Origin of the sequence: Pantoea sp. RIT413, assembly GCF_003057675.2 — a bacterium.
In the GTDB taxonomy this organism is placed as follows: Bacteria; Pseudomonadota; Gammaproteobacteria; order Enterobacterales; family Enterobacteriaceae; genus Pantoea; species Pantoea eucrina.
In genome coordinates this window covers 87,380-106,381 of the sequence record NZ_QBJB02000003.1, presented here as the reverse complement: position 1 = coordinate 106,381, position 19,002 = coordinate 87,380, and the positions used below count along the sequence as shown (strand labels likewise).

Sequence of the window (19,002 nt, the reverse complement as noted above, 5' to 3'; positions counted from 1 at the left end):
CCCTGATTACCGCAGAGACATCTCTTACTGAGTTGTGCCGTCGGTTTTGGTATTCACGTTGTCGCTACCCGACTGGGTTTCGACTTTTTTGTTCATGTCCGGGCAGCGGCCATCTTTACACATGGTGTTTTTGTGCACCTCTTTGGCAGACATATCGCCTGACTCAGTGCCTGACATTGCTGCGCCGTTGGTATTGGTGTTGCCGGTGTTGATATCGCTATTATCAACATTGTGCGGAGGCAGATTCTGTTTTGCGCCGCCCGCTGCCGCACCCGCTTCAGCTGATGCGTTGGCCTGTCCATTGTTGTTTGCAGCCATCGCTGCACCGCTACCCAGAGTCATTGCTGCCGTCAGAAAAACAATTGCAAACTTATTCATCATTATGCTCCTGTAATAAATGGATAGTTGCCGTTTGACACCCACGGGTGCTGTGTGACGAAAAAAGCGGGCCGTAACGAAATTAAATTTCGTCAGGAGTGTTCGGCGTAAAAATATATAGTGTAAGCGACTCGTTCCTCAGTGCTTACGTTTAAAAGCTTAGTCTATGGCTCTATAAATGCAAATGAGACAAAAGCATTTTATAACGCTCTTAATTTACTCATGCCGGCTGAAGGGATAGATTGAAGGGGTTACGTCCGGCGCACGCAGGGCGAAAATCTGAATGGAATAAGTATGGATTACCAGAACGACGATTTACGCATTAAAGAGATCAAAGAGTTACTTCCCCCGGTAGCGCTGCTGGAGAAATATCCGGCAACGGAGCGCGCGGCGGCGACCGTATCGCAGGCGCGTCAGGCCATTCACCGCATTTTGCATGGCGAGGACGATCGCCTGCTGGTGGTGATCGGTCCCTGCTCAATCCACGACACGGCAGCGGCGAAAGAGTACGCTGCACGCCTGCTGACGCTGCGCGATGAGCTGAGCGGCGAGCTGGAAGTGGTGATGCGCGTCTATTTTGAAAAGCCGCGCACCACGGTGGGCTGGAAAGGGCTGATTAACGATCCCCACATGGATGGCAGCTTTCAGATTAATGAAGGACTGCGTCTGGCGCGTAAGCTGCTGGTGGATATCAACGACACCGGTCTGCCGGCTGCCGGCGAGTTTCTGGATATGATCACGCCGCAATATATGGCCGATCTGATGAGCTGGGGCGCCATCGGTGCACGCACCACCGAATCGCAGGTGCATCGCGAACTCTCTTCCGGTCTCTCCTGTCCGGTAGGGTTCAAAAATGGCACCGACGGCACGATCAAAGTCGCTATTGACGCCATTGGCGCGGCCAGCGCGCCGCACTGCTTCCTGTCAGTAACCAAATATGGGCACTCGGCTATCGTTGAGACGCGCGGCAATGAAGATTGCCACATCATCCTGCGCGGCGGCAGAGAGCCAAACTACAGCGCTGAGCACGTTGCGGCAGTGAAGAGCGGGCTGGAAAAAGCGGGCCTGCGTCCGCAGGTGATGATCGATTTCAGCCATGCCAACAGCAGCAAGCAGTTCCAGCGGCAGATGGTTGTGGCGGAAGATGTGGCACAGCAGATTGCCGGCGGCGAGCAGGCGATTACCGGCGTGATGATTGAGAGCCATCTGGTTGAAGGCAATCAGAGCCTGGAGAGCGGGAAGCCGCTGGTGTACGGCCAGAGCGTAACCGATGCCTGCATTGGCTGGGAAGATACGGAAACAGCGCTGCGTCAGCTGGCGCAGGCGATCCGTACCCGTCGCGGCTGAAAGTAAGTCATAAAAAAGGCCAGACAAACGTCTGGCCTTCAGGTTTACTGCGGAGGTTTACTTCGCTTTACCCTGGTTTGCCACGGCCGCGGCTTTCGCTGCGATCTCATCGGCATCACCCAGATAGTAGTGTTTGATTGGCTTGAAGTTTTCATCGAACTCATACACCAGCGGCACGCCGGTCGGGATGTTCAGTTCGAGGATCTCATCTTCGCTCATGTTATCGAGATATTTTACCAGTGCGCGCAGCGAGTTACCGTGTGCGGCGATGATAACTTTCTCACCGCTTTTGATGCGCGGCAGAATGGTCTCGTTCCAGTAAGGGATGACGCGATCAATGGTCAGCGCCAGGCTTTCGGTCGTTGGCAGCTGTGCATCGGTCAGTGATTTATAACGTGCATCATGGCCGGGGAAACGCTCATCGCTGCGATCCAGTTCTGGCGGAGTAATGGCAAAACCACGACGCCACTGTTTAACCTGATCGTCGCCATATTTAGCCGCGGTTTCTGCTTTATCCAGCCCCTGCAGTGCGCCGTAATGACGCTCATTCAGACGCCAGGTTTTCTCTACCGGCAGCCAGGCCTGATCCAGTTCATCCAGCACGTTCCACAGGGTGTGGATGGCACGTTTCAGCACGGAGGTATAGGCGAAATCGAACACGAAGCCCTCTTTCTTCAGCAGCTGACCCGCCGCTTTCGCTTCGGTACGACCTTTGTCAGAGAGATCCACATCATACCATCCGGTGAAGCGGTTTTCCTGATTCCACTGGCTTTCGCCGTGGCGGACCAGAACCAGCTTAGTTACGGCCATAGCTTTACTCCTTAATGCTTAAGTAGATTAGTAATGAACCCGGCTGCGGCCGCCTGAAGCGGCGGCACACTGATAGCGCCATACCATAACGGAAAACGGCGCACGGCGTAAGTCTGTCGCATACGCAGTGCGCGTTTTTCAGCCGTCGTCTCAGTGTGCCGTAAAGCGATACCGCGTCTCTGAGCGCCAGATGTCACCGGGTTGCAGCCAGCAATCGGGCTGCGGCCACTCGCTATGGTTAGGCGAATCGGGTAAAAATTCACTCTCCAGCGCAATGCCCTGGAAAGCAGTATAGCTCTCCTGCTCGCGGGCGCGCGTTCCCGCCAGGTAGTTGCCGGTATAGAACTGCAGCGCAGGTGCCGTGGTAAACACGCTGAGCTGCAGCGCGCCGTCAGCGGACCATAGCCCGGCGGCACACTGCGTAATGTCGCCTGCCGCGTTCAGTAAAAACGCGTGATCGTAGCCTTTGACCGCCTGCTGATCGGCATCAGCCAGAAACTCGTCCGCCACGCGCTTAGGCTGGCGGAAGTCGAAGCTGGTCGCCGCAACGGCTTTCAGCGGCGCAGCGGGGATGCCCGCGCTGTCTACCGGCAGGTAACGATCTGCCTGCAGTTGTAACCGATGCTGGCGGGCGTCGCCATGATGCGCATCAAGGTTAAAGTAGGCGTGATTTGTCAGGTTAACCGGGCAGGCGCGATCGGTCTCCGCCTGATAGCGGATCGCCAGCGTATTATCCTCCGTGAGTTCATAGGTCACGGAGGCGATAAGATTACCCGGATAGCCCTGATCGCCATCCGGCGAGTCGAGCCGGTAGTGCACGCTGCTGTCGCTCTGGCTGACAATCTGCCAGCGGCGTTTGTCAAACCCTTCCGGCCCGCCGTGCAGCTGATGCGGCCCCTGATTGGCAGCCAGCTTCAGATTAAGCGTCTTTAGCTCAGCCTGCGCGATGCGGTTGGCGTAGCGGCCAATCGTGGCGCCGAGATAGGCGTCCTGATGCAGATAATCTGACGGCGTGGCGCAGCCCAGCAGCGCTTCACGCACGCTGCCATCCTGCATCGGCACGCGCGCCGAAAGCCAGGTGGCACCCCAGTCCATAAAGGTGGCCACCATGCCGTGACGGTTGCGCAGAACCGTGATGCGCCACGGCTGTCCGTCTGGCGCATGGGAGTTGACGTCGCTTACCATTGACCCGCTCCCTCTGAGGCCTTGCAGACGTAGAAGGTCTCTTTGATACCGGTCTGCGCTTCATATTTTTCCGCCACGGCCGCTCTGACCTGATCTACCCGCTCTGCCGGCATCAGCGCCACGATGCAGCCGCCAAAGCCGCCGCCGGTCATGCGCACGCCGCCGTGCGGACCCACTTCCTGTTTAACAATCGCCACCAGCTGATCGATTGCCGGTACGGTGATTTCAAAATCGTCGCGCATAGAGGCGTGTGAAGCCGCCATCAGCTCGCCCATGCGTTCAAGATCGCCCTGACTCAGCGCGTCGGCCGCTTCCAGCGTCCGGGCGTTTTCGGTAATAACATGACGCACGCGCTTCGCCACCAGCTTATCCAGCTCATGCTCGCGTGCTTCAAACTCCTCCAGCGTGACGTCGCGCAGCGCCGGTTTGTTAAAGAAGCGCGCGCCGGTCTCACACTGCTCGCGGCGGGTATTATATTCACTGCCTACCAGCGAGCGGCGGAAATTGCTGTTGATAATAACCACGGCGACGTTGTCCGGCATCGGCACCGCACGGGTCGCCAGGGTGCGGCAGTCGAGCAGCATGGCGTGATCCTGTTTGCCGAGTGCTGAAATCAGCTGATCCATAATGCCGCAGTTACAGCCAACAAACTGGTTCTCCGCCTCCTGGCCGTTGACCGCAATCGCCGCGCCATCGAGATCCAGCTGCCAGAGTTCACGGAATACCGTGCCGACGGCCACTTCCAGTGACGCAGAGGAGCTGAGGCCGGCGCCCTGCGGCACGTTGCCGCTGATCACCATATCCACGCCGCCGGTGCCGGCGTCACGCTGCTGCAGGTGTTTCACCACGCCGCGCACATAGTTGGCCCACATCGACTCTTTTACCGGTTCGATCGGCGCATCCAGCGAGAAGCTATCCTGCTGGTTGTCATAATCCATGGCGATCACCCGGACCTGGCGATCGTCGCGGCGTGCGCAGGCGATTACCGTCTGATAATCGATAGCGCACGGCAGCACAAAGCCGTCGTTGTAATCGGTGTGTTCACCAATCAGATTGACGCGGCCCGGCGCCTGAATGGTATGGGTGGCAGCATAACCAAAGGTGTCAGCGAACAGCTGCCGGGTAGTCGATTTCAAAGACATTTATTGCGCCTCACGAAAATGGATATCGCTGACAGAGCGCAGACGTTCTGCTGCCTGCTCCGCCGTTAAATCACGTTGGGTTTCAGCCAGCATCTCATAGCCGACCATAAATTTACGCACCGTTGCCGAGCGCAGCAGCGGTGGATAGAAGTGCGCATGCAGCTGCCAGTGATCGCCGGCCTCTTCGGTAAACGGCGCGCCGTGCCAGCCCATCGAATAGGGGAATGAGCACTGGAACAGATTGTCATAGCGGCTGGTCAGCAGCTTAAGCGCGCGCGCCAGGTCGCTGCTCTGCTCTGCGCTGAGTTCGGTCAGGCGTCTTACGTGCGTTTTTGGCAGCAGCAGGGTTTCAAACGGCCAGGCGGCCCACCACGGTACTACGGCGATCCAGTGTGCCGTCTCCACGACGGTACGGCTGCCGTCCTGCTGCTCGCGTGCCGCGTAATCCAGCAGCAGCGGCGTGCCTTTTTCGGCATAGTAACGGCGCTGGTTATCATCCTCTTTCTGCGCTTCATTAGGCAGAAAGCTGTTAGCCCAGATCTGACCGTGCGGATGCGGATTGGAGCAGCCCATGGCCGCGCCTTTGTTCTCAAACACCTGCACCCACGGATAGTGCTGTCCCAGCTCAGCGCTCTGCTGCTGCCAGGTCGCAACAATGGCTTCAAGGTTGCTCAGCGACAGCTCCGGCAGCGTTTTGCTGTGATCGGGCGAAAAGCAGATCACCCGGCTGGTGCCGCGGGCGCTTTCACAGCGCATCAGCAGGTCGTCGCTCTGCGGTGCATCCGGGGTCTCCTCCATCAGCGCAGCAAAGTCGTTAGTGAAAACATAGGTGTTGGTGTAATCAGGGTTTTTATCACCGGTGATACGGGTATTGCCCGCGCACAGGAAGCAGTCGGGATCGTGCGCCGGCAGCGTCTCACGCGCTGGCGTCTCCTGCGCGCCCTGCCACGGGCGTTTCGCCCGGTGCGGTGACACCAGGACCCACTGATCGGTTAACGGGTTATAGCGGCGATGCGGATGATCCACCGGATTAAATTTTTGCATAACTTGTCCTGGTAACGGCAAACAGTAAACGTTTTCTGCGCTCAAACTAGCATATGCCCGCAGGCAAAAGCGTGATCAAGTCTGGATAAATGGTATCGTTTACACAAGTCGCTTATTCTTAATTTTGCGGTCTGTGAAACAGATGGATTCAAATTTAGCACAGATTAGTGGTAGCGATTACATTAGCAGGTGAGGCACCGGTCGCCTGCCTGACGGAGCAGGCGATCGGCAAGGCAGAGTAAGCGGGGCAGAACGCGGTCAGGGCTGCGGCGTGTGCAACGCCTCCTGCTGATAACAGTAACCCTGTGGGGTTTTGACAAAGCTGAGGCGATGGGTAATACAGCGCGGCGCATCTTCAGCGTGGTGCGAGACGAACAGCAGCTGGGTGCGGCCTTCACCAATCAGCACATCCGTAAAGCGGCGTACCAGCTGACGGTTAATCGGGTCCAGCCCCTGCAGCGGCTCATCCAGAATCAGCAGGGCGGGATGTTTAACCAGCGCGCGCGCAATCAGCACCAGCCGCTGCTGACCCCAGGAGAGGCTGTGAAAAGGGGCATCTGCCAACGAGTTATCCATGCCGAGCAGCGCCAGCCACTGACGCGCCAGCGCTTTCTGCCGCTCTGAAACGGCCTGGTAAAGGCCAATCGAGTCAAAAAAGCCGGAGAGCACCACGGTGCGCACGCTGCAGCTTACCCGGTAGTCAAGGTGCAGGCTGCTGCTGACGTAGCCGATATGCTGCTTAATATCCCAGATGGTTTCGCCGCTGCCGCGCCGGATGCCAAACAGCGTTAAGTCGTTGCTGTAGCCCTGCGGATGATCGCCGGTCACCAGGCTAAGCAGGGTGGATTTGCCGGCGCCGTTTGGCCCGGTAATCTGCCAGTGTTCGCCGGCGTTAACCTGCCAGCTGAGGTTATCGATGATAGGACAATCATCATAGGCGACCCTGCCATGACGCAGTATTACGCGTGGCGTGTCAACGGCCAGCGCCGGCAGCAGATCGGGGCGATCTGCCTCCGGCAGCGCCATGCCCTGCAATCGTTCGCTGTGCGCCAGCTGGGCCACCAGCGCTTCCGCCAGCAGCGTCCTGCGGTCACCGGCGTGGGTCAGGGTGCACTCTGCCAGCACGCCCGCCTGCTGAATGAAATCGGGGATATCTTCAAACCGGTTCAGCACCAGCACCAGCGTATAGCCCTGCGTATGCAGCTGCTGCAGCAGCGCGGTGAGGCTGGCGCGCGACGCGACGTCCAGCCCGTCAAACGGCTCATCAAGGATCAGCAGATCCGGCTCTGCCATCAGCGCCTGACAAAGCAGAGTTTTGCGGGTTTCACCGGTAGAGAGATATTTGAAGCGGCGATCCAGCAAATCCTGGATACCAAACTGCTGCGCCAGCGCGCGGCAGCGGGCTTCATCGCTGACGTCCGCCTGGACGATCTCTGCAGCGGTGCGGCCGGTATCCTCTTCCCCTTCGCTGAGCATATCGGTGTTATTGCGCTCCCACTCCTCACTCACCAGCTGCTGCAGCTGCTCAAATGAGAGGCGGATCGGCCGGCGAAAATCGCTGCTGAAGTGGCCTTTTCCCGCGTTAAGTTCACCTGCCAGCACCCGGGCCAGGGCAGATTTACCGCTGCCGTTAGCGCCAACAAAGGCCCAGCTCTCACCGCGCTGAACGGTCAGCGCGTTAATGCTGAGCGCGCGATGGTGACTAAGATGAAATGTGCCTTGCGAAATCTGCAATAAAGACATGATTTATTCCGGTTTGTGCATCGTTGTTACTGTTGTAACGGCCGCTGCTACGGAAGTCAATCAGGGCAGAGGCGTCAGATTAGCGTGGCAATAATCGCCTGTTCAGCGCTAAAGCAGGCGGTGACTGCGTCGCCTGGCCGCAGCGGCTGTTGCGCCAGCTGCGCTGCGCTCAGAGTAGCGCACAGCGTTTCACCACCGCTCAGCGTCAGCAGCACTTCGCTCATCTCTTCTCCCTCTTCAATGGCGCTGACCTGAGCAGAGAGGGCGTTATCGCCGGGTTCTCCTTCGTCACCGAGCCGGATCCACGGTGCTTTGATCAGCACCAGCACCTCTTTTCCGGGTACCAGCTGCAGCCGCTGCGCGCTGCGCGCGGTCAGCGCCACGTTAACCGGGGTCACGCCATCGGCCAGTACCACCTCAATATGCTGCTGCACCGGCCGGTTATCACGGCTGCGCACGGTGGCAAACAGCTGATTACGCGCGCTGGTCTGCAGCGAGAAGCGCGCAATCGCAGCCAGCAGGCTGTCGAGCGGCAGGTTATCCTGCTGCAGGGCATCAAACGCTTTCTGCTGGATCTGCGCCAGCAGATCGAACAGCTGGATCAGTCGTGTGCCATAGCGCGTCAGACGGGCGCCGCCGCCGCCTTTGCCGCCGGTAGCCCGCTCAACCAGCGTCTCATCCGCCAGCTGGTTCATCTCGTTGATGGCGTCCCAGGCGCTTTTATAACTGATGCCCGCCAGCCGGGCACCCTGACTGATTGACCCCGTCTCAGCAACCCGCCGCAGCAGTTCAATACGGCGCGGATCGGCAAACAGTTTCTGCTGAAGACGAATATGAAGTGAGAGATCGGCTTGCATGTCAGCTCCTTTAGTCGGAAGCGGGTAGTGTACGGCGTAAAGTAAAAGCACGAAAAGGGCAGCGCCTTTTTTTCCGCTGCCGCTACAATCACTTTTTTAAATTCTGCGTGAGGTTTCCATGCTGGAACTGATAAAAAGCCTGGCCGTCGCGGTCATCATGGTGCCGATTGTGATGGCGATTATGCTGGGTCTGATTTACGGCCTCGGAGAGGTGTTTAACATTATCTCCAAATTTGGCCGCCGCAATGACCGCCCGGCGAAAAGCTCACAGCACTGATTGACCCGCCCGCACGCTGCGGGCGTTTTTTTATCAATTTCCGCCCGCTCCTGCCGATACCCACTCTGATAATATTTATCCGCATGCTGCGCATAGCGGCATCTGCCCAGGCGTTGTATCATTCGGTATACAACGAAACAGGGAGTCTTACATGCTGAACAAATCTTCTTACTGGCTGGCTACGGCTACGCTGACCCTTTCGCTGGCGGGCCAGGCGGTGGCGGCTGATAAAATTACGGTGTTTGCTGCAGCATCACTGACCAATGCGCTGCAGGAGATCGCTACCCGCTATCAGCAGCAGAGTGGGACCGAAGTGGTCTCCTCGTTTGCCTCCTCCTCCACGCTGGCACGCCAGATTGAACAGGGCGCGCCGGCCGATCTCTTTATCTCTGCCGATCAGCAGTGGATGGATGATGCGGCGGCAAAGCAGAGCATTGAAGCGGAGACGTGCGTAACGCTATTGGGTAACGATCTGGTGCTGATCGCGCCTAAAGCTGCCGGCGCGGCACCCGTAACCATCTCTGCCGCCACCAACTGGAAAAATCTGCTGCAGGGGCAGCGTCTGGCGGTGGGCGATCCGGCACATGTGCCCGCCGGGATTTACGCCAAAGCAGCGCTGCAGAAGCTGGGCGCCTGGCAGCAGCTCGCGTCACAGCTTGCGCCAGCCAGCAACGTGCGCGCCGCGCTGGCGCTGGTTGAGCGTAACGAAACCCCCTATGGCATCGTGTATGGATCTGACGCCGTCGCGAGTAAAGAGGTTGTTGTAGCCGGGCGTTTTCCCGCCGATTCTCATCCGCCGGTGGAGTATCCGATGGCCATAGTCAAAGCGCATCAGAACGCGGCGGTCAGCGCCTTCTGGCACTATCTGCAGGGACCTGAGGCCGCAGCTATTTTTAAACAGTATGGATTTACGCCGAAAAAATGATACTGAGCGATCCCGAGTGGCAGGCTGTTGCGCTCAGCCTGAAAGTTTCCTGCGTGGCGGTGCTGTGCAGCCTGCCGTTTGGCATTCTCATGGCCTGGATTCTGGCACGCTGCCGTTTTCCGGGTAAAACGCTGCTCGATAGCCTGGTGCATCTGCCGCTGGTGCTGCCGCCGGTAGTGGTGGGCTATCTGCTGCTGCTGGCGCTGGGACGTCGCGGCGCGATCGGTGCCTGGCTCTGGGAGTGGTTTGGCTTTACCTTCGCCTTCAGCTGGCGCGGTGCGGCGCTGGCGGCGGCGGTGATGGCATTTCCGCTGATGGTGCGCGCCATCCGGCTGGCGCTGGAGGCGGTGGATACCCGGCTGGAGCAGGCCGCGCGAACGCTGGGAGCGGGGCGCTGGCGGGTCTTCTTTACTATTACGCTGCCGCTGACGCTGCCGGGCATTATTGCCGGTACCGTGCTGGCGTTTGCCCGTTCGCTGGGGGAGTTTGGCGCCACGATCACCTTTGTCTCCAATATCCCCGGAGAAACCCGTACCATTCCTTCCGCGATGTTTTCCCTGATTGAAACGCCGGGTGCAGAAAGCACCGCCGCGCGGCTCTGTGCGGTGGCTATCGCACTGGCGCTGCTGTCGCTGGTGGCGTCAGAATTACTGGCGCGCTGGGGCCGCAAACGCTGGGGGATCGCCTGATGCTGACGCTGCAGTTTTCCCAGCGGCTGGGTGATCATTTGCTGGAGCTGGATACGACGCTGCCGGCGCACGGTATTACCGCCGTGTTTGGCGTCTCGGGCGCGGGTAAAACGTCGCTGATCAACGCTATCAGCGGCCTGACCCAGCCGCAGCAGGGCCGCATACAGATCAATGAGCGGCTGCTGTTTGACAGCGCGCGCGGCATCAATCTGCCGCCGGAGCAGCGGCGTATCGGCTATGTGTTTCAGGACGCGCGACTCTTTCCGCACTATCGGGTGCGCGGCAATCTGCAGTACAGCATGGCCGCATCAATGAAGCCGCAGTTTGCGCAGCTGGTGACGCTGCTGGGACTGGATGCGCTGCTGGATCGCTTTCCGGCCACGCTTTCAGGCGGTGAAAAACAGCGCGTGGCGATTGGCCGGGCGCTGCTGAGTGCGCCCGATCTGCTGCTGATGGATGAACCCCTGGCGTCACTGGATCTGCCGCGCAAGCGTGAGCTGCTGCCGTGGCTGCAGCAGCTGACAAAGCAGATTGCCGTGCCGGTGCTCTACGTTTCGCACAGCCTGGATGAGATTGTGCAGCTCGCGGACAACGTGCTGGTGCTGGATAACGGCAGCGTTAAAGCGGCAGGCCCGCTGGAGAAAGTCTGGAGCAGCAGCGCAATGCGCCCCTGGCTGCCGGTCAGCGAACGCACCAGCGTGCTGCGCGTGCAGGTGCTGGAGCAGCATCCTTACTATCCCATGACCGCACTGCTGCTGGGCGATCAGCATATCTGGGTGAGTCGCGTTAACCTGCCAGCAAAAAGCACGCTGCGCATTCGCATCGCGTCAGCCGATGTCTCACTGGCGCTGCAGCCAGCCCAGCATACCTCCGTGCGTAACATTCTGCCTGCGCAGGTCATGGAGCTGCTGGATATTGACGATCAGGTCGAAGTCAGGGTCCGCATCGGCAGCAGCGAGCTCTGGGCACGCATCACGCCGTGGGCACGCGATGAGCTGGGCATTCGCGTCGATCAGTGGCTCTATGTCCAGCTCAAAAGCGTTTCAGTTATTGCCTGACGGAGGCGGCTGCCGTCACAGCACTTCCCGGCGAATAATCTCTGCAATGCCCGGCTCAAGGTTGGTGCCGGTCACCTCGGCCGCGCGCGCTTTGATGGCATCATCGGCGTTGCCCATTGCAACGCCCAGTCCCACCTGCTCCAGCATGCTAAGGTCGTTATAGTTATCGCCAAACGCCAGCACCTCCTGCATGCTGAAGCCCTGGCTCTCCACCCACTGCGCCAGGCGTTTGCCTTTGCTGTTACCCGCCTGGGCGATATCAACCTGATCGTGCCAGGACCATTCACACGCCAGGCCCAGCTCCGCTTCGGTACGTTCAGCAAACTGCTGTAATGCGCGGGTATCCGGATGTGACAGGGCAAACTTCCAGATCGCTTCAGCATCCTGCGCCGCCTGCGCCAGGCTGGGCACCTGCAGGAACAGCGGGCGCTGCGCTTCCGGCAGCGATTGCGCCCAGTTCAGCGTGCGGGTGACGTGACCGGTCGGCTCCTGGTAGAGCATGGCATCGTCGACGTACAGCAGACCGTGAATGTTCTCCTCATCAAGCATCTCTATTACCCTTGCAGCCTGACTTTTCGCCAGCGGATCGGCGGCCAGCACTTTTTTTGCCTGATAATCATACAAATAGGTACCGTTACAGCAGATTGCGGGTGTATCAAGCTGCAGCGCCTGATAAAAAGGGTGGATAGCGCAGTGATGGCGACCGGTAACGATCAGCACTTTAACGCCCGCCTGCTGCGCGCGGGCCAGCACCTCCAGCGATTCAGGCAGAATAGTTTTATTGGGTGTCAGCAGGGTGCCATCCAGATCGAGGGCGATTACGCGATAGCTCATTACGGGTTCCGTCTTTGAATAACCAGGCATCAAGTCTACACCTGCCAGCCGCGCTGAGACAAAAAAGCGGGCAAAAATCCCGCCAGCGTAGCCGGCTGAAACAGGCTACAGTTATCCCTTTCATCAGGCAGCGAATAAGGAAAAACGCATGAAACAAGTCGTGTATACCGCCAGTCCCGAGAGCCAGCAGATCCACGCCTGGCAGCTTCAGGAAGATGGCGCGCTGACGCTACTGCAGGTTACCGATGTGGCCGGTCAGGTGCAGCCAATGGTGGTGAGCCCGAAAAAAGATTTTCTTTATGTGGGCGTACGTCCCGATTTTCGCGTGCTCGCCTACCGCATCGCCGCAGACGGAACGCTGACGCTGGCGGGTGAAGCGCCGCTGCCAGGCAGCCCGACGCATATCTCCACCGATCGCGAAGGCCGGTTTCTCTTTTGCGGCTCCTATAATGACGCCTGCGTCAGCATCAGTCCGCTGGATGAGAACGGCCTGCCGCAGGCCCCGTCGCAGGTGATCAACGGCCTTGAGGGATGCCACTCCGCCAACATCGACCTGGATAACGAGACGCTGCTGGTGCCGGCGCTGAAGCAGGATCGCATCTGCCGTTTTCAGCTGCATCAGGATGGCACGCTGACGCCGCACGCGCAGGCAGACGTCAATACTGCCGCAGGCGCAGGCCCGCGCCATATGGCGTTTCATCCCGGCGGCGCTTATGGCTATGTGGTCAATGAACTCAACAGCACGGTGGATGTCTGGTCACTGCAGGGCGAGATGAGGTGCGTACAAAGTCTGGATATGATGCCGGCTGATTTCAGCGGCACACGCTGGGCGGCAGATATTCATATCACACCGGATGGCCGGTCGCTCTACGCCTGCGATCGCACCAGCAGCACGATTACCGTGTTCAGCGTCAGTGAAGCGGGCGATGCGCTGACCATTGAGGGCCATCAGCCAACGGAAACGCAGCCGCGCGGTTTTAATATCGATAGCCGTGGCGCTTACCTGGTGGCTGCGGGACAGAAATCGCATCATATTGAAGTGTACCGGATTGCGGAGCGTGGCCTGCTGCAGCCGCTGGCGCGTTATGCGGTCGGGCAGGGGCCGATGTGGGTAGCGATCCTCGCGCTGGCGTGATGATGTCACGCAAGGTCGCCCTCAGAGGCGACCTTTATCAGGGTGCGCAGCGAAGCGCGCCCGGTGCGATCAGGCGTATTTTACCGTAACCGATGCGCTGGCAAGCGCATGGAAATGCACGTTAAAGCCGACCATTGCGCCGCTGGCGCCTTCATCCACATCCAGCGTCTCCACGTCCAGCGCGTGCACGCTGAAAATGTAGCGGTGTGATTCACCCTGCGGCGGCGCGGCGCCGCCGTAGCCGGTCTGGCCGAAGTCGGTACGGGTCTGGATGGCGCTTTCAGGCAGCTCTGCCACGCCGGAACCGGCGCCCTGCGGCAGCACCGTGACCTCAGCCGGAATATTGGCTACCACCCAGTGCCACCAGCCGGAACCGGTGGGCGCATCGGGGTCGTAGCAGGTGACGACAAAGCTCTTTGTCCCTTCCGGCACCTCATCCCAGGCGAGATGGGGCGACAGGTTATCGCCCTGATAACCCATGCCGTTAAACACGTGGCGCTCTGGCATCTTATCGCCGTCGTTAAAATCCTGACTAAACAGGCGCATAACTCCTCCTTTTTGCTAATCGCGGAAGGCCATCATGGTGCAAAACCGCCGCAGATACCAGCGGCGTCAGGGCTGAAAATGGCCGGTGTGATCCAGCGCGTCCCGAATGGCGCGGGTGAGCTGGCTCAGCGCCTGCGCAGAAATCAGATAAGGTGGCATCAGATAGATGAGCCGGCCAAACGGGCGGATCCAGACGCCGCGCTCAACAAAGAACTGCTGCAGCGCGGCCATATTCACCGGCTGATGCGTTTCGATAACGCCAATGGCACCCAGCACGCGCGCCTGCGCCACGGCGGGATGCAGCTGCAGCGGCAGCAGCTCCCGCTGCAGCTGCAGCTCAATCGCCGCGACCTGCGTCTGCCACTCGCCTTCCGCCACCATGGCCAGGCTTTCAGCGGCAACTGCGCACGCCAGCGGGTTGCCCATAAAGGTCGGGCCATGCATGAAGCAGCCAGCGGCGCTGCGGCTGATGGTGTCAGCCACCTCGCGCGTGGTCAGCGTGGCGGCGAGCGTCATCGTCCCGCCGGTCAGCGCTTTACCGAGGCATAAAATGTCGGGTGTCACGCCCGCGTGTTCACAGGCAAACAGTTTCCCGCTGCGGCCGAAGCCGGTGGCGATCTCATCGGCGATCAGCAGCAGCCCGTAGCGATCGCACAGCGCCCGCACCTGCTGCAGATAGCGCGGATGGTAAAAGCGCATCCCGCCCGCACCCTGCACAATCGGTTCCAGGATCACCGCGGCAATGTCGCGATGGTGCTGCTCCGCCAGCCGGGCGAAGTCGCTGAAATCGGCATCATCCCATGTATCAGTGAAACCGCACTGCGGCGCAGCGGCAAACAGATGCTCCGGCAGATAGCCACGCCACAGGCTGTGCATTGAGTTTTCCGGATCGCATACCGCCATCGCCGCAAACGTATCGCCGTGATAGCCGCGCTTCAGCGTCAGGAATGTCTGGCGCCTCTCGCCGCGACCCAGCCAGTACTGTAGCGCCATTTTCATCGCGACTTCCACCGCAATGGATCCGGAGTCAGCCAGAAACACGCACTCCAGCGCTTCAGGCGTCATCGCCACCAGCTGACGGCTCAGCGCGACTGCTGCCGGATGGGTAATACCGCCGAACATCACGTGTGACATCTGCGCCATCTGCTGCTGCAGTGCCTGGTTGAGACGCGGATGATTGTAGCCGTGGATCGCCGCCCACCATGACGACATACCGTCAACCAGCTCGCGTCCATCTGCCAGCTGCAGCTGGTAACCCTGGGCGGCCACCACCGGATAACAGGGCAGCGGGTCGCGCATTGAGGTGTAGGGATGCCAGATATGCTGGCGGTCAAAATCGAGGTCGTCAGGCGTGAACATCTGTCTTGTAAACCATTTTGAAAAGATTTAGTTTACAAGTATAACCACGATCATTGTCGGGATGAACCCCTTTTTGGAGTATGTAATGGCTAACCGCTGGACACTGGCCCAGGCCCAGGCCCTGTTTGATAAACCTTTTCTGGAACTGATGTTTGAGGCGCAGCAGGTGCATCGCCAGCATTTTGACCCACGTCAGGTACAGGTCAGCACGCTGCTGTCGATTAAAACCGGCGCCTGCCCGGAAGATTGTAAATATTGCCCGCAGAGCGCGCGCTACAAAACCGGACTGGAGTCAGAACGGCTGATGGAGGTGGAGGCGGTGCTCGCCTCGGCGCGTAAAGCTAAAGCGGCCGGCTCCAGCCGTTTCTGCATGGGCGCCGCATGGAAAAACCCGCACGAACGCGATATGCCTTATCTGGAGCAGATGGTGCAGGGCGTGAAAGCGCTCGGCATGGAAACCTGCATGACGCTGGGAACGCTGGAACAAAACCAGGCGCAGCGTCTGGCAGAGGCCGGACTCGATTTCTACAACCATAACCTGGATACCTCACCGGAATTTTACGGCAGCGTCATCACGACCCGTACCTACCAGGAGCGTCTCGATACGCTGGATAAAGTGCGTGGGGCCGGTATCAAGGTCTGCTCCGGCGGCATTGTCGGTCTGGGTGAAACGGTGACGGATCGCGCCGGACTGCTGGTGCAGCTGGCAAACCTGCCGGTGCCGCCAGAGAGCGTGCCGATCAACATGCTGGTAAAAGTCAAAGGCACGCCGATGGCGGATAACGCTGACGTGGAGCCGTTTGATTTTATCCGCACTATCGCCGTAGCGCGCATCATGATGCCCTCTTCGCACGTGCGTCTCTCAGCGGGGCGTGAGCAGATGAGCGAGCAGACGCAGGCGATGTGTTTTATGGCGGGCGCTAACTCTATTTTCTATGGCTGCAAACTGCTGACCACGCCCAATCCGGAGGAGGATAAAGATCTGATCCTGTTCCGCAAGCTGGGGCTGAATCCGGAACATACCACAACCGCGAGCGGGGATAACGCACAGCAGCATCAGCTGCAGGCGCAGCTGGCTGAGGCCGACACGCCGCAGTTTTACAACGCGGCGGTGTAAATGTGGGCTGAACGTATTACCGGGGCGCTGCAGGCGCGCCGGAACGCGGATGGCTGGCGCTACCGGCGCTGTGTTGAGCAGAACAGCGTGCGGGAAATCACGCTGGACGGTCAGCGCTATCGCCACTTCTCCGGTAACGACTATCTCGGGCTGAGCCAGCATCCGGCGGTGATTGCGGCCTGGCAGCAGGGTGCGGCGCAGGCGGGAGCCGGGGCAGGGGCGTCCGCGTATGTGACCGGCTATAGCCGTTATCACGCAGAGCTGGAGCAGCAGCTGGCAGGCTGGCTCGGCTATTCACGTGCGCTGCTGTTTATCTCCGGCTTTGCCGCCAACCAGGCGATTGTTCATCTGCTGGCGCAGAAGCAGGACCGCATCGTGGCGGACAAACTGGCGCACGCGTCGCTGCTGGATGCTGCCAGTCACAGCCCGGCCACGCTGCGGCGTTTTGCGCATAATCAGCCGGCAAGTCTGCAAAAGCTGCTGGCGCAGCCGGGGGCGGGCGCCACGCTGGTGGTCACCGAAGGCGTTTTCAGTATGGATGGTGACAGCGCACCGCTGGCAGAGATTGCTGCGGCGACCCGGGCTGCGGACGGCTGGCTGCTGGTCGATGACGCGCACGGCATTGGCGTGAGCGGTGAACAGGGGCGCGGCAGCTGCTGGCAGCAGCAGGTGAAACCTGAGCTGCTGGTGGTGACGTTTGGCAAAGGCTTTGGCGTCAGCGGCGCAGCGCTGCTGTGCGATGATGCGACCGCCGATTACGTTGAACAGTTCTCGCGCCACCTTATTTACTCTACCGCCATGCCGCCGGCGCAGTGCTGCGCGCTGCTGGCGGCGCTGCAGCAGGTGCAGCAGGGCGATGCGCTGCGGGCACGACTGCGGGCCAATATCAGCCGCTTTCGCGCCGGCGCAGCGCAGCTGCCGTGGAGCCTTCCCGCCTCAGAGAGCGCCATTCAGCCGCTGATTGTGGGGGAGAACGCGGCCGCGCTGGCGCTCTCGCAGCGGCTGGCGCAGGCGGGATGCTGGGTCAGCGCCATCCGCCCGCCTACCGTGCCGCCCGGTACGGCCCGGCTGCGCATTACCCTTACGGCGGCGCATGAGCCGGAAGATATCGACGCGCTGCTGGAGGCGCTGTATGACGCTGCAGGTTAACAAGCAGGCGGTGGCGCAGGCGTTTGGCCGCGCCGCGCCGCACTATGAGCAGCACGCCGCGCTGCAGCGCCTGAGCGGCGATGCGCTGCTGGCCTGTGCGCCAGCCGGATTTGGTCCGCACCTGCTAGATGCCGGCTGCGGCACCGGCTGGTACAGCCGGTACTGGCGCGATCGCGACCGTCGGGTAACCGCGCTCGATCTCTCTTTGCCGATGCTGGACGCCGCGCGCGCCCAGCGATCGGCACACCATTATCTGCAGGGCGATATCGACCGGCTGCCGCTGGCTGACGGCAGCGTGGATGGTGTCTGGAGCAACCTGGCGGTGCAGTGGAGCAGCGATCTGAGCGTGGCTCTGCAGCAATTTTATCGCGTGCTGCGGCCCGGCGGCACCGCGCTTTTTTCCACGCTGCTGGCGGGATCGCTGCCGGAGGTGGATCGCGCATGGGCAGCGATAGATTCCCGTCGTCACGCCAACCGCTTTCTTCAGGCCGGTGAGGTTGCCGCTGCCGCGCGGGCCCAGCCGCTGCGCAGCACGCAGCAGATCGTTACGCTTCACTTTCCGGATGCGCTGAGTGCGATGCGCTCGCTGAAGGGAATTGGCGCGACCCACCTGCACGGCGGACGCAGCAACAGCGTACTGACGCGTCAGCAGCTGGCGCAGCTTGAGCGGCACTGGCCGCAGGATGAACAGGGCTATCGCCTCACTTATCACCTGATGTATGGAGTTTTGCAAAAATGAAACGCTGGTTTATCACCGGAACCGACACCGAAGTGGGAAAAACAGTTGCCAGCGGCGCGCTGCTGCAGGCGGCCAGCGCGGCCGGGCTGCGTACGGCAGGGTATAAACCGGTAGCGTCGGGCTGTGAGATGACGGCGGAGGGCGTGCGCAACAGCGATGCGCTGGCGCTGCAGCGCTACAGCAGCGTGCCGCTGCGCTATGAGCAGGTTAACCCGCTGGCATTTATGGAACCGACCTCACCGCATATCGTGAGCGCAGAAGAGGGCAGGCCGATCGACTTTGCACAGCTCTCGGCGGGTCTGCGCAGCGTGGAAGCGCAGGCTGAATGGCTGCTGGTTGAGGGGGCGGGCGGCTGGTTTACGCCGCTTTCTGAGACGCAGACCTATGCGGACTGGGTCATCGCAGAGCAGCTGCCGGTGATCCTGGTGGTGGGCGTAAAGCTGGGCTGTATTAATCACGCCATGCTGACCGCTGCGGCGATCAAGGCAGCCGGCTTACCACTGGCAGGCTGGATCGCAAACGATATTCAGCCGCCGGGCAAGCGGCATCGTGAATATATTGCGTCGCTGCGCCAGCGCATCGACGCGCCGTTTCTGGGCGAAATCCCCTGGCTGGCGTCCGGGACGGAGCAGGCGACCTGCGGACGCTACCTGACGCTGCCCTGAGCG

20 protein-coding genes are annotated in these 19,002 nt (G+C 60.2%); 10 read left to right on the top strand and 10 right to left on the bottom strand.

Annotated features, from left to right (window positions below):
• Nucleotides 1-24: 24 nt before the first annotated feature.
• Nucleotides 25-378: a YbgS-like family protein gene (locus DBY66_RS05965; RefSeq protein WP_108569699.1), complete on the bottom strand. Its 354-nt coding sequence runs from the start codon at nt 376-378 to the stop codon at nt 25-27.
• 294 nt (nt 379-672) lie between these two features.
• Here DBY66_RS05965 and aroG point away from each other — a divergent pair, with 294 nt between their 5' ends.
• Nucleotides 673-1,725 carry a 3-deoxy-7-phosphoheptulonate synthase AroG gene (gene aroG, locus DBY66_RS05960; protein ID WP_039383273.1) on the top strand — a complete coding sequence of 351 codons (1,053 nt, stop codon included), beginning with the start codon at nt 673-675 and terminating at the stop codon, nt 1,723-1,725.
• Between the two features lie 57 nt (nt 1,726-1,782).
• Here aroG and gpmA read toward each other — a convergent pair whose 3' ends face one another.
• The 6 genes from gpmA to modE all read right to left on the bottom strand — a co-directional run bounded on the left by gpmA (nt 1,783) and on the right by modE (nt 8,506).
• On the bottom strand, nt 1,783-2,535 hold the full coding sequence (gene gpmA, locus DBY66_RS05955; protein WP_104084674.1) for a 2,3-diphosphoglycerate-dependent phosphoglycerate mutase: 753 nt from the start codon (nt 2,533-2,535) through the stop codon (nt 1,783-1,785).
• Nucleotides 2,536-2,685: 150 nt separating this feature from the next.
• A complete protein-coding gene (gene galM / locus DBY66_RS05950) occupies nt 2,686-3,720 on the bottom strand; it encodes a galactose-1-epimerase (protein ID WP_104084675.1) in 1,035 nt (344 codons plus the stop codon).
• Nucleotides 3,714-4,862 (bottom strand): galactokinase, encoded by a 1,149-nt coding sequence (gene galK / locus DBY66_RS05945; protein WP_108569700.1) that lies wholly within the window; start codon nt 4,860-4,862, stop codon nt 3,714-3,716. Before galK ends, galM begins: the two co-directional genes overlap by 7 nt.
• Nucleotides 4,863-5,906 (bottom strand): galactose-1-phosphate uridylyltransferase, encoded by a 1,044-nt coding sequence (gene galT / locus DBY66_RS05940; RefSeq protein WP_108569701.1) that lies wholly within the window; start codon nt 5,904-5,906, stop codon nt 4,863-4,865.
• Nucleotides 5,907-6,164: 258 nt separating this feature from the next.
• Entirely contained in the window at nt 6,165-7,649 is a 1,485-nt protein-coding gene (gene modF, locus DBY66_RS05935; RefSeq protein WP_108569702.1) for a molybdate ABC transporter ATP-binding protein ModF, read from the bottom strand.
• 74 nt (nt 7,650-7,723) lie between these two features.
• Nucleotides 7,724-8,506 carry a molybdenum-dependent transcriptional regulator gene (gene modE, locus DBY66_RS05930; RefSeq protein WP_071668998.1) on the bottom strand — a complete coding sequence of 261 codons (783 nt, stop codon included), beginning with the start codon at nt 8,504-8,506 and terminating at the stop codon, nt 7,724-7,726.
• A gap of 118 nt (nt 8,507-8,624) precedes the next feature.
• Between modE and DBY66_RS05925 the strand changes: the two genes are divergently transcribed.
• From DBY66_RS05925 to modC, 4 genes are all read left to right on the top strand, one after another.
• Nucleotides 8,625-8,783, top strand: coding sequence for an AcrZ family multidrug efflux pump-associated protein (locus DBY66_RS05925; protein WP_039383289.1), 159 nt, complete (start codon nt 8,625-8,627; stop codon nt 8,781-8,783).
• A 151-nt stretch (nt 8,784-8,934) separates the two neighbouring features.
• Nucleotides 8,935-9,708: a molybdate ABC transporter substrate-binding protein gene (gene modA / locus DBY66_RS05920; protein WP_108569703.1), complete on the top strand. Its 774-nt coding sequence runs from the start codon at nt 8,935-8,937 to the stop codon at nt 9,706-9,708.
• The gene (gene modB / locus DBY66_RS05915; RefSeq protein ID WP_039383292.1) at nt 9,705-10,397 is read left to right on the top strand and encodes a molybdate ABC transporter permease subunit; all 693 of its coding nucleotides are present in this window, start codon (nt 9,705-9,707) and stop codon (nt 10,395-10,397) included. The genes modA and modB overlap by 4 nt, the downstream gene beginning before the upstream one ends.
• Entirely contained in the window at nt 10,397-11,455 is a 1,059-nt protein-coding gene (gene modC, locus DBY66_RS05910) for a molybdenum ABC transporter ATP-binding protein ModC (protein ID WP_094112177.1), read from the top strand. The genes modB and modC overlap by 1 nt, the downstream gene beginning before the upstream one ends.
• Before the next feature lie 15 nt (nt 11,456-11,470).
• Here modC and DBY66_RS05905 read toward each other — a convergent pair whose 3' ends face one another.
• Nucleotides 11,471-12,289 carry a pyridoxal phosphatase gene (locus DBY66_RS05905; RefSeq protein WP_108569704.1) on the bottom strand — a complete coding sequence of 273 codons (819 nt, stop codon included), beginning with the start codon at nt 12,287-12,289 and terminating at the stop codon, nt 11,471-11,473.
• Nucleotides 12,290-12,437: 148 nt separating this feature from the next.
• On the opposite strand from DBY66_RS05905, the gene pgl reads away from it, so the two are divergent.
• Complete coding sequence (pgl, locus tag DBY66_RS05900) at nt 12,438-13,424, top strand: 6-phosphogluconolactonase (RefSeq protein WP_039383299.1); 987 nt, start codon at nt 12,438-12,440, stop codon at nt 13,422-13,424.
• A 69-nt stretch (nt 13,425-13,493) separates the two neighbouring features.
• On the opposite strand, the gene DBY66_RS05895 is transcribed toward pgl, so the two are convergent.
• Both DBY66_RS05895 and bioA read right to left on the bottom strand, forming a co-directional pair.
• A complete protein-coding gene (locus DBY66_RS05895; RefSeq protein ID WP_065649814.1) occupies nt 13,494-13,970 on the bottom strand; it encodes a kinase inhibitor in 477 nt (158 codons plus the stop codon).
• A 66-nt stretch (nt 13,971-14,036) separates the two neighbouring features.
• Nucleotides 14,037-15,329, bottom strand: a complete 1,293-nt coding sequence (bioA, locus tag DBY66_RS05890; RefSeq protein WP_108569705.1) for an adenosylmethionine--8-amino-7-oxononanoate transaminase — start codon at nt 15,327-15,329, stop codon at nt 14,037-14,039.
• 85 nt (nt 15,330-15,414) lie between these two features.
• Here bioA and bioB point away from each other — a divergent pair, with 85 nt between their 5' ends.
• The 4 genes from bioB to bioD are packed head-to-tail and all read left to right on the top strand — an operon-like array spanning nt 15,415 to nt 18,999.
• Complete coding sequence (gene bioB, locus DBY66_RS05885; protein WP_071669001.1) at nt 15,415-16,446, top strand: biotin synthase BioB; 1,032 nt, start codon at nt 15,415-15,417, stop codon at nt 16,444-16,446.
• A complete protein-coding gene (bioF, locus tag DBY66_RS05880) occupies nt 16,447-17,595 on the top strand; it encodes an 8-amino-7-oxononanoate synthase (protein WP_108569706.1) in 1,149 nt (382 codons plus the stop codon).
• Nucleotides 17,579-18,334: a malonyl-ACP O-methyltransferase BioC gene (gene bioC, locus DBY66_RS05875; RefSeq protein WP_108569707.1), complete on the top strand. Its 756-nt coding sequence runs from the start codon at nt 17,579-17,581 to the stop codon at nt 18,332-18,334. The genes bioF and bioC overlap by 17 nt, the downstream gene beginning before the upstream one ends.
• The gene (gene bioD, locus DBY66_RS05870; RefSeq protein WP_071669003.1) at nt 18,331-18,999 is read left to right on the top strand and encodes a dethiobiotin synthase; all 669 of its coding nucleotides are present in this window, start codon (nt 18,331-18,333) and stop codon (nt 18,997-18,999) included. The genes bioC and bioD overlap by 4 nt, the downstream gene beginning before the upstream one ends.
• Nucleotides 19,000-19,002 lie beyond the last annotated feature (3 nt).

What these genes read in the sequence shown, in the direction of transcription:
- pgl (WP_039383299.1), top strand. Translation starts at nt 12,438, where the DNA reads ATGAAACAAGTCGTGTATACCGCCAGTCCCGAGAGCCAGCAGATCCAC.
- modE (WP_071668998.1), bottom strand. Translation starts at nt 8,506, where the DNA reads ATGCAAGCCGATCTCTCACTTCATATTCGTCTTCAGCAGAAACTGTTT.
- bioF (WP_108569706.1), top strand. Translation starts at nt 16,447, where the DNA reads ATGTGGGCTGAACGTATTACCGGGGCGCTGCAGGCGCGCCGGAACGCG.
- bioA (WP_108569705.1), bottom strand. Translation starts at nt 15,329, where the DNA reads ATGTTCACGCCTGACGACCTCGATTTTGACCGCCAGCATATCTGGCAT.
- bioC (WP_108569707.1), top strand. Translation starts at nt 17,579, where the DNA reads ATGACGCTGCAGGTTAACAAGCAGGCGGTGGCGCAGGCGTTTGGCCGC.
- modA (WP_108569703.1), top strand. Translation starts at nt 8,935, where the DNA reads ATGCTGAACAAATCTTCTTACTGGCTGGCTACGGCTACGCTGACCCTT.
- DBY66_RS05925 (WP_039383289.1), top strand. Translation starts at nt 8,625, where the DNA reads ATGCTGGAACTGATAAAAAGCCTGGCCGTCGCGGTCATCATGGTGCCG.
- bioB (WP_071669001.1), top strand. Translation starts at nt 15,415, where the DNA reads ATGGCTAACCGCTGGACACTGGCCCAGGCCCAGGCCCTGTTTGATAAA.
- DBY66_RS05895 (WP_065649814.1), bottom strand. Translation starts at nt 13,970, where the DNA reads ATGCGCCTGTTTAGTCAGGATTTTAACGACGGCGATAAGATGCCAGAG.
- modF (WP_108569702.1), bottom strand. Translation starts at nt 7,649, where the DNA reads ATGTCTTTATTGCAGATTTCGCAAGGCACATTTCATCTTAGTCACCAT.
- galK (WP_108569700.1), bottom strand. Translation starts at nt 4,862, where the DNA reads ATGTCTTTGAAATCGACTACCCGGCAGCTGTTCGCTGACACCTTTGGT.
- modB (WP_039383292.1), top strand. Translation starts at nt 9,705, where the DNA reads ATGATACTGAGCGATCCCGAGTGGCAGGCTGTTGCGCTCAGCCTGAAA.
- galM (WP_104084675.1), bottom strand. Translation starts at nt 3,720, where the DNA reads ATGGTAAGCGACGTCAACTCCCATGCGCCAGACGGACAGCCGTGGCGC.
- aroG (WP_039383273.1), top strand. Translation starts at nt 673, where the DNA reads ATGGATTACCAGAACGACGATTTACGCATTAAAGAGATCAAAGAGTTA.
- gpmA (WP_104084674.1), bottom strand. Translation starts at nt 2,535, where the DNA reads ATGGCCGTAACTAAGCTGGTTCTGGTCCGCCACGGCGAAAGCCAGTGG.
- modC (WP_094112177.1), top strand. Translation starts at nt 10,397, where the DNA reads ATGCTGACGCTGCAGTTTTCCCAGCGGCTGGGTGATCATTTGCTGGAG.
- DBY66_RS05905 (WP_108569704.1), bottom strand. Translation starts at nt 12,289, where the DNA reads ATGAGCTATCGCGTAATCGCCCTCGATCTGGATGGCACCCTGCTGACA.
- bioD (WP_071669003.1), top strand. Translation starts at nt 18,331, where the DNA reads ATGAAACGCTGGTTTATCACCGGAACCGACACCGAAGTGGGAAAAACA.
- galT (WP_108569701.1), bottom strand. Translation starts at nt 5,906, where the DNA reads ATGCAAAAATTTAATCCGGTGGATCATCCGCATCGCCGCTATAACCCG.
- DBY66_RS05965 (WP_108569699.1), bottom strand. Translation starts at nt 378, where the DNA reads ATGAATAAGTTTGCAATTGTTTTTCTGACGGCAGCAATGACTCTGGGT.